The 13,115-nt window shown below is 53.2% G+C and carries 26 protein-coding genes; all 26 read left to right on the forward strand.

The features are described from left to right. Positions 1–736, forward strand: a 736-nt coding sequence (locus BLQ99_RS08690) for an EF-Tu C-terminal domain-related protein (RefSeq protein WP_245690388.1), incomplete at its 5' end; no start/stop codon positions are given. A gap of 196 nt (positions 737–932) precedes the next feature. After that, positions 933–1,244 (forward strand): 30S ribosomal protein S10, encoded by a 312-nt coding sequence (gene rpsJ, locus BLQ99_RS08695; protein ID WP_093690100.1) that lies wholly within the window; start codon positions 933–935, stop codon positions 1,242–1,244. A gap of 16 nt (positions 1,245–1,260) precedes the next feature. Next, on the forward strand, positions 1,261–1,911 hold the full coding sequence (gene rplC / locus BLQ99_RS08700) for a 50S ribosomal protein L3 (RefSeq protein ID WP_093690102.1): 651 nt from the start codon (positions 1,261–1,263) through the stop codon (positions 1,909–1,911). Between the two features lie 51 nt (positions 1,912–1,962). Beyond that, on the forward strand, positions 1,963–2,589 hold the full coding sequence (rplD, locus tag BLQ99_RS08705) for a 50S ribosomal protein L4 (RefSeq protein WP_093690104.1): 627 nt from the start codon (positions 1,963–1,965) through the stop codon (positions 2,587–2,589). Beyond that, positions 2,589–2,879 carry a 50S ribosomal protein L23 gene (gene rplW / locus BLQ99_RS08710; RefSeq protein ID WP_093690106.1) on the forward strand — a complete coding sequence of 97 codons (291 nt, stop codon included), beginning with the start codon at positions 2,589–2,591 and terminating at the stop codon, positions 2,877–2,879. The genes rplD and rplW overlap by 1 nt, the downstream gene beginning before the upstream one ends. A gap of 29 nt (positions 2,880–2,908) precedes the next feature. Continuing rightward, complete coding sequence (gene rplB, locus BLQ99_RS08715) at positions 2,909–3,736, forward strand: 50S ribosomal protein L2 (RefSeq protein WP_093690108.1); 828 nt, start codon at positions 2,909–2,911, stop codon at positions 3,734–3,736. A 24-nt stretch (positions 3,737–3,760) separates the two neighbouring features. Further along, entirely contained in the window at positions 3,761–4,048 is a 288-nt protein-coding gene (gene rpsS / locus BLQ99_RS08720; RefSeq protein ID WP_093690110.1) for a 30S ribosomal protein S19, read from the forward strand. Between the two features lie 20 nt (positions 4,049–4,068). Then, positions 4,069–4,401, forward strand: coding sequence for a 50S ribosomal protein L22 (gene rplV / locus BLQ99_RS08725; RefSeq protein ID WP_093690112.1), 333 nt, complete (start codon positions 4,069–4,071; stop codon positions 4,399–4,401). 21 nt (positions 4,402–4,422) lie between these two features. Beyond that, positions 4,423–5,091: a 30S ribosomal protein S3 gene (rpsC, locus tag BLQ99_RS08730; RefSeq protein WP_093690114.1), complete on the forward strand. Its 669-nt coding sequence runs from the start codon at positions 4,423–4,425 to the stop codon at positions 5,089–5,091. After that, positions 5,091–5,546, forward strand: coding sequence for a 50S ribosomal protein L16 (gene rplP, locus BLQ99_RS08735; RefSeq protein ID WP_093690116.1), 456 nt, complete (start codon positions 5,091–5,093; stop codon positions 5,544–5,546). The genes rpsC and rplP overlap by 1 nt, the downstream gene beginning before the upstream one ends. Then, the gene (gene rpmC / locus BLQ99_RS08740) at positions 5,536–5,739 is read left to right on the forward strand and encodes a 50S ribosomal protein L29 (protein WP_007289313.1); all 204 of its coding nucleotides are present in this window, start codon (positions 5,536–5,538) and stop codon (positions 5,737–5,739) included. The genes rplP and rpmC overlap by 11 nt, the downstream gene beginning before the upstream one ends. A gap of 32 nt (positions 5,740–5,771) precedes the next feature. Then, positions 5,772–6,029 (forward strand): 30S ribosomal protein S17, encoded by a 258-nt coding sequence (gene rpsQ, locus BLQ99_RS08745; protein ID WP_093690118.1) that lies wholly within the window; start codon positions 5,772–5,774, stop codon positions 6,027–6,029. 47 nt (positions 6,030–6,076) lie between these two features. Further along, positions 6,077–6,445, forward strand: a complete 369-nt coding sequence (gene rplN, locus BLQ99_RS08750; protein ID WP_007289315.1) for a 50S ribosomal protein L14 — start codon at positions 6,077–6,079, stop codon at positions 6,443–6,445. 22 nt (positions 6,446–6,467) lie between these two features. Then, positions 6,468–6,800, forward strand: coding sequence for a 50S ribosomal protein L24 (gene rplX, locus BLQ99_RS08755; protein ID WP_093690120.1), 333 nt, complete (start codon positions 6,468–6,470; stop codon positions 6,798–6,800). Between the two features lie 26 nt (positions 6,801–6,826). Continuing rightward, the gene (gene rplE, locus BLQ99_RS08760; protein WP_093690122.1) at positions 6,827–7,366 is read left to right on the forward strand and encodes a 50S ribosomal protein L5; all 540 of its coding nucleotides are present in this window, start codon (positions 6,827–6,829) and stop codon (positions 7,364–7,366) included. 15 nt (positions 7,367–7,381) lie between these two features. Then, positions 7,382–7,567 (forward strand): type Z 30S ribosomal protein S14, encoded by a 186-nt coding sequence (locus tag BLQ99_RS08765; RefSeq protein WP_093690124.1) that lies wholly within the window; start codon positions 7,382–7,384, stop codon positions 7,565–7,567. 28 nt (positions 7,568–7,595) lie between these two features. Next, positions 7,596–7,994, forward strand: a complete 399-nt coding sequence (gene rpsH, locus BLQ99_RS08770; protein WP_093690126.1) for a 30S ribosomal protein S8 — start codon at positions 7,596–7,598, stop codon at positions 7,992–7,994. A gap of 25 nt (positions 7,995–8,019) precedes the next feature. Then, the gene (rplF, locus tag BLQ99_RS08775) at positions 8,020–8,568 is read left to right on the forward strand and encodes a 50S ribosomal protein L6 (protein ID WP_093690128.1); all 549 of its coding nucleotides are present in this window, start codon (positions 8,020–8,022) and stop codon (positions 8,566–8,568) included. A gap of 26 nt (positions 8,569–8,594) precedes the next feature. Next, the gene (gene rplR / locus BLQ99_RS08780) at positions 8,595–8,963 is read left to right on the forward strand and encodes a 50S ribosomal protein L18 (RefSeq protein ID WP_007289320.1); all 369 of its coding nucleotides are present in this window, start codon (positions 8,595–8,597) and stop codon (positions 8,961–8,963) included. A 17-nt stretch (positions 8,964–8,980) separates the two neighbouring features. Next, positions 8,981–9,481: a 30S ribosomal protein S5 gene (gene rpsE / locus BLQ99_RS08785; protein ID WP_007289321.1), complete on the forward strand. Its 501-nt coding sequence runs from the start codon at positions 8,981–8,983 to the stop codon at positions 9,479–9,481. A 13-nt stretch (positions 9,482–9,494) separates the two neighbouring features. After that, positions 9,495–9,680, forward strand: a complete 186-nt coding sequence (rpmD, locus tag BLQ99_RS08790) for a 50S ribosomal protein L30 (protein ID WP_093690130.1) — start codon at positions 9,495–9,497, stop codon at positions 9,678–9,680. Between the two features lie 18 nt (positions 9,681–9,698). Further along, positions 9,699–10,139, forward strand: coding sequence for a 50S ribosomal protein L15 (gene rplO / locus BLQ99_RS08795; RefSeq protein ID WP_093690132.1), 441 nt, complete (start codon positions 9,699–9,701; stop codon positions 10,137–10,139). After that, positions 10,140–11,396: a preprotein translocase subunit SecY gene (secY, locus tag BLQ99_RS08800; RefSeq protein ID WP_093690134.1), complete on the forward strand. Its 1,257-nt coding sequence runs from the start codon at positions 10,140–10,142 to the stop codon at positions 11,394–11,396. 11 nt (positions 11,397–11,407) lie between these two features. Continuing rightward, positions 11,408–12,061 carry an adenylate kinase gene (locus tag BLQ99_RS08805; protein WP_093690136.1) on the forward strand — a complete coding sequence of 218 codons (654 nt, stop codon included), beginning with the start codon at positions 11,408–11,410 and terminating at the stop codon, positions 12,059–12,061. Further along, positions 12,058–12,804 carry a type I methionyl aminopeptidase gene (map, locus tag BLQ99_RS08810; RefSeq protein ID WP_093690138.1) on the forward strand — a complete coding sequence of 249 codons (747 nt, stop codon included), beginning with the start codon at positions 12,058–12,060 and terminating at the stop codon, positions 12,802–12,804. The genes BLQ99_RS08805 and map overlap by 4 nt, the downstream gene beginning before the upstream one ends. Positions 12,805–12,820: 16 nt before the next feature. After that, positions 12,821–13,105, forward strand: coding sequence for a KOW domain-containing RNA-binding protein (locus BLQ99_RS08815; RefSeq protein WP_093690140.1), 285 nt, complete (start codon positions 12,821–12,823; stop codon positions 13,103–13,105). The last annotated feature ends 10 nt before the right edge of the window (positions 13,106–13,115 follow it).

Raw genomic sequence — 13,115 nt, forward strand, 5'->3', positions numbered from 1 at the left:
ACTTCTCTCCAGCTACGAGTTTCCCGGCGATGACATTCCGGTTATCAGCGGTTCGGCCCTCAAAGCCCTTGAGTGCGGCTGCGGCAAACGCGACTGCACCTGGTGCGGCAAGATTTTGGAACTGATGGATGCCGTTGACGAGTACATTCCTACGCCGCAGCGCGATACCGACAAGCCCTTCCTGATGCCGGTCGAGGACGTGTTCACCATTACCGGCCGCGGTACCGTTGCCACCGGTCGTGTGGAGCGCGGTACGGTCAAAGTTGGCGACACCGTCGAAATCGTCGGTATGAACGAGAAACCCAAGTCCACCGTCGTAACCGGTGTAGAAATGTTCCGCAAGCTGCTTGACCAAGCGGTGGCCGGCGACAACATCGGCTGCCTGCTGCGCGGCGTTGAGCGTAAAGAAATCGAGCGCGGCCAGGTGTTGGCGAAACCCGGCAGCATCAAGCCGCACACCAAGTTCCGGGCCGAGGTCTACGTTCTGTCCAAAGAAGAGGGCGGCCGTCACACTCCGTTCTTCAACGGCTACCGTCCGCAATTCTATTTCCGCACCACGGACGTGACCGGTGTGGTCAAACTGCCGGAAGGCGTCGAAATGTGCATGCCTGGCGACAATATCCAGATGGCGATCGAACTCATCACCCCGATCGCGATTGAGGAAGGTCTGCGCTTCGCGATCCGTGAAGGCGGTCGTACCGTTGGCGCCGGTGTCGTAACTGCCATCGAAGCTTAAGGTTAGTTGGCGGGGACGGCTGCCCGCCGTCCCCACCCTAAAATAACAAGCGACAGCACTGTTCCATTATTAATTCCCCAGGATGAGTACCATCCCCCAAGCGATGACGCGGAAGGTTGCCCGCGCTTGGCGGGGAAATTTCCGCGGAGAACTGTCCGTTCAATGAAACTGGGCGATAAGGAGGATTTAAACTTTTATGGCTAAACAGCAAAAAATCCGTATCCGTTTAAAAGCCTACGACCATAAAGCGCTTGACCAAAGCGCGGCTCGTATCGTCGAAACGGCGAAGAGAACCGGATCGATGGTTTCCGGTCCCATTCCCCTACCTACCGAAAAAAATATCTTTACCATTTTGCGTTCACCTCACGTCAACAAGGATTCCCGTGAGCAGTTTGAAATGCGGACGCACAAGCGTCTCATCGACATCCTCGAGCCGACGTCCAAGACGGTGGACGCGTTAATGCGCCTGGACCTGCCGGCTGGCGTGGATATCGAAATCAAGCTGTAAGAGGAGGTGTGGCAGAATGGCTGCAACGACGAAAGCAATTTTGGGCAAAAAACTCGGAATGACGCAAATTTTTACCGCCGAAGGCCACTTGGTGCCTGTAACGGTGGTGGAAGCTGCTCCCAATGTGGTAGTGCAAAGAAAGACTGTTGAAACTGACGGCTATAATGCGGTGCAACTCGGTTTTGGCGCCGTTAAAGATAAAAAGGTAACCAAGCCGATGAAAGGCCACTTTGCCAAGGCTGGCGTGAAACCTGTCCGGTTTATCCGGGAACTCCGTCTGCCCGGTGAACCTGAGTTTCAAGTGGGCCAAACAATCGGCGTCGACATCTTTAGTGACGGTGAACTGGTTGACGTTACCGGCACCGGCAAAGGCAAAGGCTTCGCCGGTGGCATCAAGCGCCACAATTTCAAGCGCGGACCGATGGCTCACGGCTCCAAATCGCACCGTGAACCTGGTTCCATGGGTCCCCGGATGAGCGGTGGCGGCGGTAAGGTATTCAAAGGCAAAAAACTCCCTGGCCGGATGGGTGGTCATAGAGTTACCGTACAACGCCTGACTGTCGTCAGAGTTGACAAAGACCGTAACTTGCTGCTGATCAAGGGTGCTATTCCCGGTGCAAAAGGCAGCCTGGTAATGGTTAAAAATACCGTAAAACCGGCGAAATAGTAAAACCGTGTATGGGCGCGCGGCGCCCGCAAGGAAAGGAGGATGCGTTCTATGCCAAAAGTAGCAGTATATGACATCACCGGCGCGCAAACCGGTGAGATTGAGCTCAGTGACAGCGTATTTGGCGTCGAAGTGAACAAAGCGGTACTGCATCAGGCAGTTGTGATGCAGCTTGCGAATCAGCGTTTAGGTACTCATGCCACCAAGACCAGAGGTATGGTACGTGGCGGCGGCAAGAAACCCTGGAGACAAAAAGGCACCGGCCGCGCCCGCGCCGGCAGCATCCGCTCGCCGCTGTGGGTCGGCGGCGGCACCGTTTTTGGGCCCCAACCCCGCAGCTATGCCATTTCCATGCCTCGGAAAGCCCGCCGTTTGGCGCTCAAGTCGGCCCTTTCCGCCAAAGTGCGAAGCGGCGAAATGGTTGTGCTCGAAGACTTTACTTTTGCAGAGCCCAAGACCAAGAATGTGGTGAAAATGCTCGACAACCTGAAGGTTGCCGATGACAAAGCCCTGATTATCCTTTCGGAAGCCGATGAGAACGTAATTAAGTCGGCGCGTAACATACCTGGCGTCAAAGCCATTGCGTCCACGGGCATCAATGTGTATGATTTGCTGTATCATGACAAGGTGCTTGTAACCAAAGGTGCTGTCGCCAGAATAGAGGAGGTGCTGGCGTAATGGCTGCCAATCCGCGCGACATTATTATCCGCCCGCTTATTACCGAAAAGTCCAACAACCTCATGCAGGATAACAAATACACCTTCATCGTGGCTCCCAAAGCGAACAAAGTGGAAATCCGCCAAGCCATCGAACAAATCTTTAAAGTAAAAGTTCTTGCTGTGAATACCATTCGCGTGCGCGGCAAGGTTAAGCGTCTTGGCCGCACCCAGGGCAAGCGTCCGGATTACAAAAAAGCGATCGTCAAGCTGGCTCCCGGTGAACGCATTGAGTTCTTTGAAGGTGTGTAATCAACATTTGGGGTAAAGGAGGGTAACACATGCCAGTAAAAACTTTTAAACCTTATGCTCCCGGCCGGCGCTTCATGACGGTGGCCAGCTTTGAAGAAATCACCACCGACAAACCGGAGCGTTCGCTTGTTGAGCGTCTGAAAAAACACGGCGGCCGCAACCAGCAAGGCCGCATTACCGTAAGACACCAGGGCGGCGGCCACAAGCGCCTGTACCGCATTATCGACTTTAAGCGCAACAAAGACGGTATTCCGGCCAAAGTCGCCACCATTGAGTACGATCCCAACCGTTCGGCCCGCATCGCGCTGCTGCACTATGTGGACGGCGAAAAGCGCTATATCATTGCTCCAAACGGTCTTAAAGTCGGGGACGTCGTCATGAGCGGTCCGGACGCTGACATCAAGATCGGCAACGCGCTGCCGCTGAAAAATATCCCCGTTGGTACCATGGTTCACAATGTTGAGTTAAAAATCGGCAAAGGCGCCCAATTGGTCCGCTCCGCCGGTGCTGCCGCTCAGCTTATGGCCAAGGAAGGCAACTATGCCCTCTTGCGTCTCCCGTCCGGCGAACTACGTAAAGTGCATGTCAACTGCCGGGCAACCATTGGTCAAGTGGGTAACCTGGAACATGAGAACATTACGATCGGTAAAGCCGGCCGCTCCCGTTGGCTGGGCATTCGTCCCGCCAACCGCGGGGTAGCGATGAACCCTGTCGACCATCCCCATGGCGGTGGCGAAGGCCGTTCGCCGGTTGGTCGCAAACGTCCGGTTACGCCTTGGGGCAAAGCGGCAATGGGTGTTAAGACTCGCAAAAAGAAGAAAGCTTCTGACCGTTTGATCGTCAAGAGAAGAAAGTAGGCTTACGAAGGGAGGCTAATCTAAGTGTCCAGATCGGTTAAAAAAGGACCGTATGTTCATGAAAGCCTGCTCAAAAAGATTAAGGCCATGAATGAAAAAAATGAGAAAAAAGTAATTAAAACCTGGTCGCGCGCTTCCACCATTCTTCCCAGCTTTGTCGGCCACACCATTGCCGTTCACGACGGACGCAAGCATGTGCCGGTATATATTACCGAAGATATGGTCGGCCACAAATTGGGCGAATTCGCGCCGACCCGCACTTTTAAAGGTCATGCCGGCAGCAAGGTCGAGCGCTCCACATCATTGAAATAGTCACGAGAGGGGGTAATACCATGGAAGCTAGGGCAGTAGCCAAATATATCCGCATTGCGCCGCGCAAGGTTCGCATCGTCGTCGACCTGATCCGCGGCAAAAACGTAGGCGAAGCTTTTGCGATTTTAAAGCATACCCCGAAAGTCGCATCCGAAGTGGTCGCCAAAGTCCTCAAATCGGCAGTTGCCAACGCTGAGCACAACTATGACATGAACGCCGACAAGCTTTACGTTGCGGAAGCCTATGTCGACCAAGGGCCGACGCTGAAGCGCATCCATCCCCGCTCCCGCGGACAGGCTTTTAAAATCCTGAAGCGCACCAGCCATGTGACGGTTGTTGTGAAAGAGAGATAAGAGGCAAAGGAGGGAAAACTAGTGGGTCAAAAAGTTAACCCCCATGGTCTTCGCATCGGTATTATCAAGACCTGGGACGCTAAATGGTATGCTGACAAAGATTATGCAAAACTGCTGCATGAAGATATTAAAATCCGTGATTTCATAAAAGAAAAACTGTATACGGCGGGCGTTTCCCGCGTCGAAATAGAGCGGGCTGCTAACCGGGTGAAAGCCACCATCCACACCGCCAAGCCCGGTATGGTTATCGGCCGCGGCGGCGCCGGCATCGAAGAGCTGAAGCAGCAGCTACGTAAACTTGTGGGACGGAATATCGATATCAACATCGCGGAAATAAAGCAGCCTGAGCTGGATGCCACTTTGGTAGCGGAAAACATTGCCGCCCAGCTTGAGCGGCGCATCGCGTTCCGCCGGGCGATGAAGCAGGCGGTAACCCGCACGATGCGCATGGGCGCCAAGGGTATCAAAGTTATGGTTAGCGGTCGTTTAGGCGGCGCCGAGATTGCCCGGACGGAGCAATACCGTGAAGGCAGCATCCCGCTGCATACCCTGCGCGCCGACATTGACTATGGAACGGCTGAGGCACACACCACCTATGGCCGCATTGGCGTTAAAGTGTGGATTTACAAAGGTGAGGTGCTGCCGGAGGCGAAGAAGCCCGCTGCCGTAACGGAAGGGAGCGAGAAATAATGCTAATTCCGAAGCGTGTAAAGCATCGTAAACAATTCCGTGGCCGTATGACCGGCAAAGCCAATAAAGGCAATACGGTCACCCATGGCCAGTATGGCCTGGTGGCGCTCGAACCGGCCTGGATTACCAACCGCCAAATCGAAGCCGCCCGTATCGCGATGACCCGTTATATCAAACGGGGCGGTAAAGTGTGGATTAAAATTTTCCCTGACAAGCCCATTACCGCCAAGCCGGCTGAAACCCGGATGGGTAGCGGTAAAGGTTCGCCGGAATACTGGGTAGCGGTTGTCAAACCCGGTCGCGTCATGTTCGAGATGGATGGCGTGACCGAAGAAGTCGCGAAAGAAGCCATGCGTCTTGCTGCGCACAAATTGCCGATTAAAACCAAGTTTGTCAAGCGGGAGGACGCTCCGGAAGTTCAGCAGGAAGTGGGTGGTGAAGTAGATGAAGGCTAAAGACATCCGCGAAATGAGCTCGGCCGAGCTCGACCAAAAACTCAGCAGCCTGAAGGATGAGCTTTTTAACTTGCGGTTCCAGCTCGCTACCGGCCAGCTGGAAAACCCGATGCGCATCCGTGAAGTAAAGAAAACCATCGCCCGCATCAAAACCATTCAGCGCGAACGCGAACTCAAGGCGAAAGAGGCTTAACGCCGATTTACTGAGGGAAGGAGGCTAACAGCGTGACCGAAAGAAACGAGCGCAAGACCCGTATCGGCAAAGTGGTCAGCGATAAAATGGATAAAACAGTTGTGGTTGCCGTTGAACGGCTAGAGCAGCACCCGCTGTACAACAAAGCCGTGAAAAAGACCTCGAAGTTTAAGGCCCATGACGAAAACAACGAATGTCGCGAAGGCGACACCGTCAAAATTATGGAAACCCGTCCGCTTTCCAAAGAAAAACGCTGGCGAGTAGTTGAAATTCTCGAACGGGCCAAATAATTGCACCAACATTCTCGCCTCACGCATTCCGAGAAGGAGGGATAAGGATGATCCAGCAGCAAACCATGCTGAATGTCGCTGATAATTCCGGGGCCAAACAAATCATGTGCATCCGGGTATTAGGCGGTTCATACCGCAAATATGCCAACATTGGTGATATTATCGTCGCTTCTGTCAAGGATGCTACGCCCGGTGGCGTAGTGAAGAAGGGCGACGTTGTCAAGGCCGTAGTCGTTCGTTCCACCAAAGGCCTGCGTCGCCCGGACGGTTCCTATATCCGCTTTGACGATAACGCCGCAGTTATTATTAAAGAAGATAAGAGCCCGAGAGGCACCCGTATCTTTGGACCGGTAGCGAGAGAACTGCGTGACAAAGACTTTATGAAAATTATCTCGCTGGCGCCGGAAGTAATCTAGGTTTAAGGAGGTGGCCTAAAAGATGCAACCGAAACTGCATGTCAAGAAAGGCGACACCGTAATTGTTCTTTCCGGTAAGGACAAGGGCAAAAAAGGTAAAGTAATAGAAGCGCTGCCGAAAAAAGGCAAGGTTGTCGTGGAGGGCGTCAACAAGGTCAAGCGTCACACCAAGCCGAGCCAGAAAATGCCCCAGGGCGGCATCCTGGTGAAGGAAGCGCCGCTCCACGCTTCCAAAGTAATGCTTGTCTGCCCCGAGTGCGACAAACCCACCCGGATTAAAAAGACGGCTTTGGCTAGTGGGGCCATGGCCCGGACTTGCAAAAAATGCGGTGAAATTATCGACAAGGACAAGTAATTCCCGCCGAAAGGAGGTAACTGCACGTGCCGAGACTGAAAGATAAATATTACAACGAAGTGGCCAAACAACTCATGGAGAAGTTCGGCTACAAGAACGTCATGGAAATTCCGAAAATCGAAAAAGTGGTTATCAACATGGGCGTAGGTGATGCCGTCGGCAACCCCAAAGCCTTGGATGCCGCTGTGAATGATTTGATGGCTATTGCCGGTCAGCGACCGGTAATTACTAGAGCGAAAAAATCCATTGCCGCTTTCAAAATTCGTCAAGGCATGGCCATTGGAGCGAAAGTTACTTTGCGTGGCGACCGCATGTATGAGTTTCTTGACAAGCTCTTCAACGTGGCGCTGCCCCGCGTGCGCGACTTTCGCGGCGTAAGTCCCCGCGCTTTTGATGGCCGTGGCAACTACACCCTGGGTATTAAAGAGCAGCTTATTTTCCCGGAAATCGATTATGATAAAGTTGAAAAAATCCGCGGCATGGACATTGTGGTCGTAACCACCGCCAAGACGGACGAAGAAGCCCGTGAACTCTTGCGGCTGATGGGCATGCCGTTCAGCGCATAAGAAGGAGGGACACCTGTGGCCAAAAAGGCGTTAATTGAAAAGTGGAAGCGTGAACCAAAATTTAAAGTGCGCAAATACAACCGCTGCAAAATCTGTGGCCGTCCGCATGGTTATATGCGCAAGTTTCAAATGTGCCGTATCTGCTTTAGAGAGCTTAGCTACAAGGGTGCCATTCCAGGGGTAACCAAGGCAAGCTGGTAGTAATTTTACTGGAAGGAGGTTTTGTCGTATGGTAATGACCGATCCGATCGCTGACATGCTGACCCGCATCCGCAATGCCAGCTCGGTTTATCATGATAAAGTTGATATTCCGGCTTCCAAGATCAAGGAGGCCATCGCCCGTATTCTTAAGGAAGAAGGCTTTATCAAGGACTATGAAGTAATTCAGGATGGCAAGCAGGGTATTTTGCGGGTTAGCTTAAAGTACGGCGCTAACCGGGAAAAAGTGATCACCGGTATCAAACGCATTTCCAAGCCGGGACTTAGGGTCTACGCGAAAAAAGACCAGCTGCCCCGCGTGCTGGGTGGCCTGGGTATTGCCATCATTTCGACTTCCAAAGGCATTATGACCGATAAGCAAGCCCGTCATCAAGGACTGGGCGGCGAAGTTATCGCTTACGTCTGGTAACACTGGTCAACTAGGAGGTGCAAATATGTCCAGAATTGGTAGAATGCCGATCGCCATTCCTGAAGGCGTTACTGTGAAAGTGGACGGCAACGTCGTGTCGGTTAAGGGCCCTAAAGGCGAACTAAGCCGCGCCGTACACAAGGATATGATGGTGGAAGTGGCTGACGGCAAGGTTGTTGTTAAACGGCCTTCCGATGAAAAAGAACACAAGGCCCTGCACGGACTGACCCGGACGCTGATTGCCAACATGGTTGTGGGCGTAAGCAAGGGTTTTTCCAAAACGCTGGAAATTGCCGGTGTCGGTTATCGTGCGGCCAAAGCGGGCAATAAACTTAGCCTTACCCTTGGTTTCTCCCATCCGGTAGAAGTAGTGCCGCCGGCTGGTATCACGATTGATGTGCCGGCGCCGAACAAAATTGTTGTTTCCGGTATTGACAAAGAAGCTGTCGGCGCACTTGCCGCTAAAATCCGGGCCTACCGCGAACCTGAACCGTATAAAGGCAAGGGCATCAAATACGAAGGGGAAGTTATCCGCCGCAAAATGGGTAAAGCCGGCGGTAAAGGCAAGAAGTAACACTTTAAGCGAAAGGAGTGACAACCTTGCTGCGTAAAGAGAGCAGAAATGTGCTGCGCAAAAAGCGTCACCTCAGATTGCGGAAAAAAATCGTCGGCACTGCCGCCAGACCGCGTTTGAACGTATTTCGCAGCCTTAACCACATCTATGCCCAGATTATCAACGACCAGACCGGTACGACGCTGGTTTCCGCCAGCACGATGGATAAAGAAATCCGCGAGCAGGTAAAGTACGGCGGCAACATTGAAGCAGCGAAAGTTGTCGGCGCGGCCATCGCCAAACGGGCGCTGGAAAAAGGCATTAAACAAGTGGTGTTTGACCGCGGCGGCTATGTCTATCACGGCCGGGTCGCGGCTCTTGCCGAAGCGGCGCGCGAAGCAGGTCTTGAGTTTTAAGCAAAGGAGGGAAAACAATGGCCAGAATAGACTACTCCAATCTTGATCTCAAAGAGAAAGTCGTATTTATTAACCGCGTGGCCAAGGTGGTAAAGGGTGGTCGGCGTTTCTCCTTCAGTGCGCTCGTCGTTGTCGGCGACGGCAACGGTTATGTTGGCGCCGGCCTGGGTAAAGCCGCCGAAGTGCCCGAAGCCATCCGCAAAGGCGTGGAAGACGCTAAGAAAAACTTGATCAAAGTGCCTATTGTCGGTACAACTATTCCTCATGAAGTTATCGGTGAATTCGGAGCAGGCAAAGTCCTTCTCAAACCTGCCTCCGAAGGTACTGGCGTTATTGCCGGCGGTCCCGTCCGCGCCGTTCTCGAACTGGCCGGCATCCATGACATCCTGACCAAGTCCTTAGGTTCATCCAACGCCAACAATATGGTGCGGGCCACCATCGAGGGCCTGAAGCAGCTCAAGCGGGCGGAAGACGTGGCGGCGCTCCGCGGGAAAACCGTCCAGGAACTTTTGGGCTAAGGAGGATTAGGTCATGGCAAAACTCAAAATTACTCTCACCCGCAGCCTGATTGGCAGGCCTGAAGACCAGCGCGCTACCGTGCGGGCTTTGGGATTAAAGAAGACCAACAGCTCGGTTATTCAAGACGACACTCCTGTTATTCGGGGCATGATCCGTAAAGTCGCGCATCTTGTTACGGTTGAAGAAGTGCAAGAATAGACTAAGGAGGTGCGAATAATGAAATTACACGAACTGTCTCCTGCGCCTGGCTCTAAACATAAACGCACCCGTGTCGGCCGTGGTCTGGGGTCGGGCCTTGGCAAAACTGCCGGCAGAGGCCATAAAGGCCAGAAAGCCCGCGCCGGCGGCGGTGTCCGTCCCGGTTTCGAAGGTGGCCAAATGCCCATTTACCGCAGGTTGCCGAAACGCGGTTTCCACAACAAATTTGCCAAAGAATACGCAGAAGTCAATGTCAATCAACTGAACCGCTTTGAAAACGGCGCAGTAGTGGACCCGGTCGCTCTTGTCGAAGCAGGCATTTTGAAAAATGTTCGTGATGGTGTCCGCATTCTTGGCAATGGCGAACTAGAGAAGTCCCTCACCGTAAAGGCTCATGGATTCACCAAGTCTGCGGTGGAAAAAATCCAAGCCGCCGGCGGAAAAGTTGAGGTGATCTAGGTGCTTTCGGCCCTGTCCAACATACTCAAGATTACGGAACTAAGGCAGAAGGTGCTGTTTACGCTGGCGATGTTTCTCGTTTTCCGGGCCGGCACGCACATTCCCGTTCCTGGTGTCAATCCTGCCGTTATCGAGCAGTTGTTCACCACAGGCAACCTTTTTGGTTTCCTGGACTTATTTTCCGGTGGTGCGCTGAGCAAGTTTTCCGTATTCGCAATGAGTATTACGCCTTATATTAACGCCTCCATTATCATGCAGCTGCTGACGGTCGTTGTGCCCAAGTTTGAGCAGTGGGCGAAAGAAGGCGAAGAAGGACGGAAAAAGATCACCCAGGTTACCCGTTATGGTACGGTACTATTGGGCTTTATCCAAGCCCTCGGCATGGCTTATGGTTTAAAGGTGGCGATTATTAACCCGGGCATCGCCTCCATCCTCTTAATAGCGCTTACCCTGACGGCAGGAACAACTTTCCTGATGTGGCTGGGCGAGCAAATTACCGACAAAGGCATTGGTAATGGCATTTCTCTCATCATTTTTGCCGGTATCGTTTCAAGACTGCCGGACGGTATGTTTGTCATTTACCAGTACCTAAAGGCCGGTACCATTACGATTTTTAACGCTGTGCTGTTTGCGATTATCGCGGTGGCAATGATCGTATTCGTAATCGCCATTTCGCAAGGCCAGCGCAAAATTCCCGTGCAATATGCCAAGCGTGTGGTCGGCAACAGGATGTATGGCGGTCACCGCACCCACATCCCGCTGAAAGTCAACCAGGCGGGGGTTATTCCGATAATCTTTGCGTCATCCGTGCTCATGTTCCCGGTAACTATCGCCCAGTTTATTAATGTCGACTGGGTGAAAACGGTGGCTGGCTGGTTTGCGTGGGGTACGCCGCTGCAAACTACTCTGTACGTGCTGTTGATTATCTTTTTCACTTACTTCTATACCGCGGTTACCATGAACATCTCGGATATGGCAGAGAATATGAAAAAATACGGTGGTTTCATTCCGGGACTGCGGCCGGGCAAACCGACTGCTGATTATCTGGACCGCATTATGACCCGTATCACCCTTGCCGGCGCCATCTTCCTCGCCATTATTGCCATCCTGCCCAACTTCGTGGCCTGGGCCACCAACATTCAAGGCGTGTATTTCGGCGGTACAGCCCTCCTGATTGTGGTTGGCGTTGCGCTGGACACGATGAAACAAATTGAAGCCCTTGTATTGATGCGGCACTATCAAGGTTTCATGAAGTAGGAGGTTGGCCAATGCATATTCTGCTTATGGGCCCGCCTGGTGCGGGCAAAGGTACGCAAGCGGTCAAGCTTGTGGAAGCGTTTCACATTCCCCATATTTCCACCGGGGATATGTTCCGGGCGGCGGTGAAAGAAGGCACGCCGCTCGGCAAACAGGCGAAAGAGTATATGGATGCCGGACAGTTGGTCCCTGACAGCGTAACCATCGGCATTGTCAAAGAACGGCTGGCCAAACCCGATTGTGAGCGCGGTTTCATTCTCGACGGTTTTCCCCGCACCCTCGACCAGGCTGATGCCTTGGACCGCACCCTTTGCGAGCTGGGCATCCGGCTCGACCGGGTAATAAACATCAGTGTGCCGGCTGAGGAATTAGTGAAGCGGATGACGGGACGGCGCATCTGCCGCAGCTGCGGCGCCACCTATCATATTCATTTCAACCCGCCGGCCCAGGCGGGAATCTGTGATAAGTGCGGCGGCGAGTTGTATCAGCGCGCCGATGACCAAGAACAAACGGTAACCAAGCGGTTAGCCGTGTACAGCGCCCAGACGCAGCCGTTGATTGAGTATTACCAGGATAAAGGGCTTTATACCGAAATCGACGGTCAGCAAGACATTGATAAAGTTTTCGCCGATATCGTAGCCAGCCTGCGGGGCGAGCAGGTATGATCATTCTTAAGTCCGACCGGGAACTTAACTATCTGCGCGATGCTGGCAAAGTCGTGGCCAAGACGCTGGCAGAAGTCAAGAAGGCGGTTAAACCGGACGTAACAACATTGGAACTGGACCGAATCGCCGAAGAATATATTAAAAGCTGTGGGGCTACTCCTGCTTTCAAGGGGTACCACGGCTTTCCCGGTAATATCTGCACTTCCGTGAACGAAGAGGTGGTGCACGGCATACCGGGATTAAGAAAACTTAAAAATGGGGATAATGTTAGTATTGACATCGGAGCGGTAATAAATGGATATTACGGCGATGCTGCCATTACCGTACCGGTGGGAGAAGTTGACGCCGAAGTGCAAAAACTTCTGGACGTGACCGAGGAAGCGTTATATAAAGGCATTGAGCAGGCTGTGGTGGGTAACCGTCTAAGCGATATTTCCCATGCCATTCAGAAACACGCCGAAGCGCACGGCTACGGCGTTGTGCGCGACTATGTCGGCCATGGCATCGGCAGGAACATGCATGAAGACCCGCAAATACCTAACTACGGCCCTCCCGGCCGCGGCCCGCGTCTAAAAGCAGGTATGACGCTGGCAATCGAACCGATGGTCAACATGGGGACGCATGAGGTGAAAGCCCTGGACGACGGCTGGACGGTCGTCACGCTTGACAGAAAACCGTCGGCGCATTTTGAACATACCGTTGCTATCCTGCCGGATGGACCGGAAATTCTGACAAAACTGTAAGGGGGACAATGGCCTGATGGCAGCCGCTGAATCAATTCTCGGCCAAATCGTTGCATCGACGTCCGGACGGGACGCGGGCCATGTCTATGTGGTCGTCGGGCTTGTCCCGCCCAACTTCCTGCTGTTGGCGGACGGCCGGGGCCGCCGCATAGCCAACCCCAAAAAGAAGAATGTCCGGCACGTCAAGCGAGTGCAACAAGACGTCAGTCAACTTGCCGACAAATTTAGGAGCGGGGCCAAAGTCACCGATGAGGATCTGCGGCAAGCCCTCGCCACCATAGGTTCATCGGATAAACAGTGAGAGCGGACGA

The organism is Sporolituus thermophilus DSM 23256 (genome assembly GCF_900102435.1).
GTDB classification, from domain to species: Bacteria; Bacillota; Negativicutes; order Sporomusales; family Thermosinaceae; genus Thermosinus; species Thermosinus thermophilus.

Excerpts from the sequence above, each read along its gene's own strand:
- rpsJ (WP_093690100.1), top strand. The coding sequence starts at position 933 with ATGGCTAAACAGCAAAAAATCCGTATCCGTTTAAAAGCCTACGACCAT.
- rplC (WP_093690102.1), top strand. The coding sequence starts at position 1,261 with ATGGCTGCAACGACGAAAGCAATTTTGGGCAAAAAACTCGGAATGACG.
- rplD (WP_093690104.1), top strand. The coding sequence starts at position 1,963 with ATGCCAAAAGTAGCAGTATATGACATCACCGGCGCGCAAACCGGTGAG.
- rplW (WP_093690106.1), top strand. The coding sequence starts at position 2,589 with ATGGCTGCCAATCCGCGCGACATTATTATCCGCCCGCTTATTACCGAA.
- rplB (WP_093690108.1), top strand. The coding sequence starts at position 2,909 with ATGCCAGTAAAAACTTTTAAACCTTATGCTCCCGGCCGGCGCTTCATG.
- rplV (WP_093690112.1), top strand. The coding sequence starts at position 4,069 with ATGGAAGCTAGGGCAGTAGCCAAATATATCCGCATTGCGCCGCGCAAG.
- rplP (WP_093690116.1), top strand. The coding sequence starts at position 5,091 with ATGCTAATTCCGAAGCGTGTAAAGCATCGTAAACAATTCCGTGGCCGT.
- rpmC (WP_007289313.1), top strand. The coding sequence starts at position 5,536 with ATGAAGGCTAAAGACATCCGCGAAATGAGCTCGGCCGAGCTCGACCAA.
- rplN (WP_007289315.1), top strand. The coding sequence starts at position 6,077 with ATGATCCAGCAGCAAACCATGCTGAATGTCGCTGATAATTCCGGGGCC.
- rplX (WP_093690120.1), top strand. The coding sequence starts at position 6,468 with ATGCAACCGAAACTGCATGTCAAGAAAGGCGACACCGTAATTGTTCTT.
- rpsH (WP_093690126.1), top strand. The coding sequence starts at position 7,596 with ATGGTAATGACCGATCCGATCGCTGACATGCTGACCCGCATCCGCAAT.
- rplF (WP_093690128.1), top strand. The coding sequence starts at position 8,020 with ATGTCCAGAATTGGTAGAATGCCGATCGCCATTCCTGAAGGCGTTACT.
- rpsE (WP_007289321.1), top strand. The coding sequence starts at position 8,981 with ATGGCCAGAATAGACTACTCCAATCTTGATCTCAAAGAGAAAGTCGTA.
- rpmD (WP_093690130.1), top strand. The coding sequence starts at position 9,495 with ATGGCAAAACTCAAAATTACTCTCACCCGCAGCCTGATTGGCAGGCCT.
- rplO (WP_093690132.1), top strand. The coding sequence starts at position 9,699 with ATGAAATTACACGAACTGTCTCCTGCGCCTGGCTCTAAACATAAACGC.
- BLQ99_RS08805 (WP_093690136.1), top strand. The coding sequence starts at position 11,408 with ATGCATATTCTGCTTATGGGCCCGCCTGGTGCGGGCAAAGGTACGCAA.
- map (WP_093690138.1), top strand. The coding sequence starts at position 12,058 with ATGATCATTCTTAAGTCCGACCGGGAACTTAACTATCTGCGCGATGCT.
- BLQ99_RS08815 (WP_093690140.1), top strand. The coding sequence starts at position 12,821 with ATGGCAGCCGCTGAATCAATTCTCGGCCAAATCGTTGCATCGACGTCC.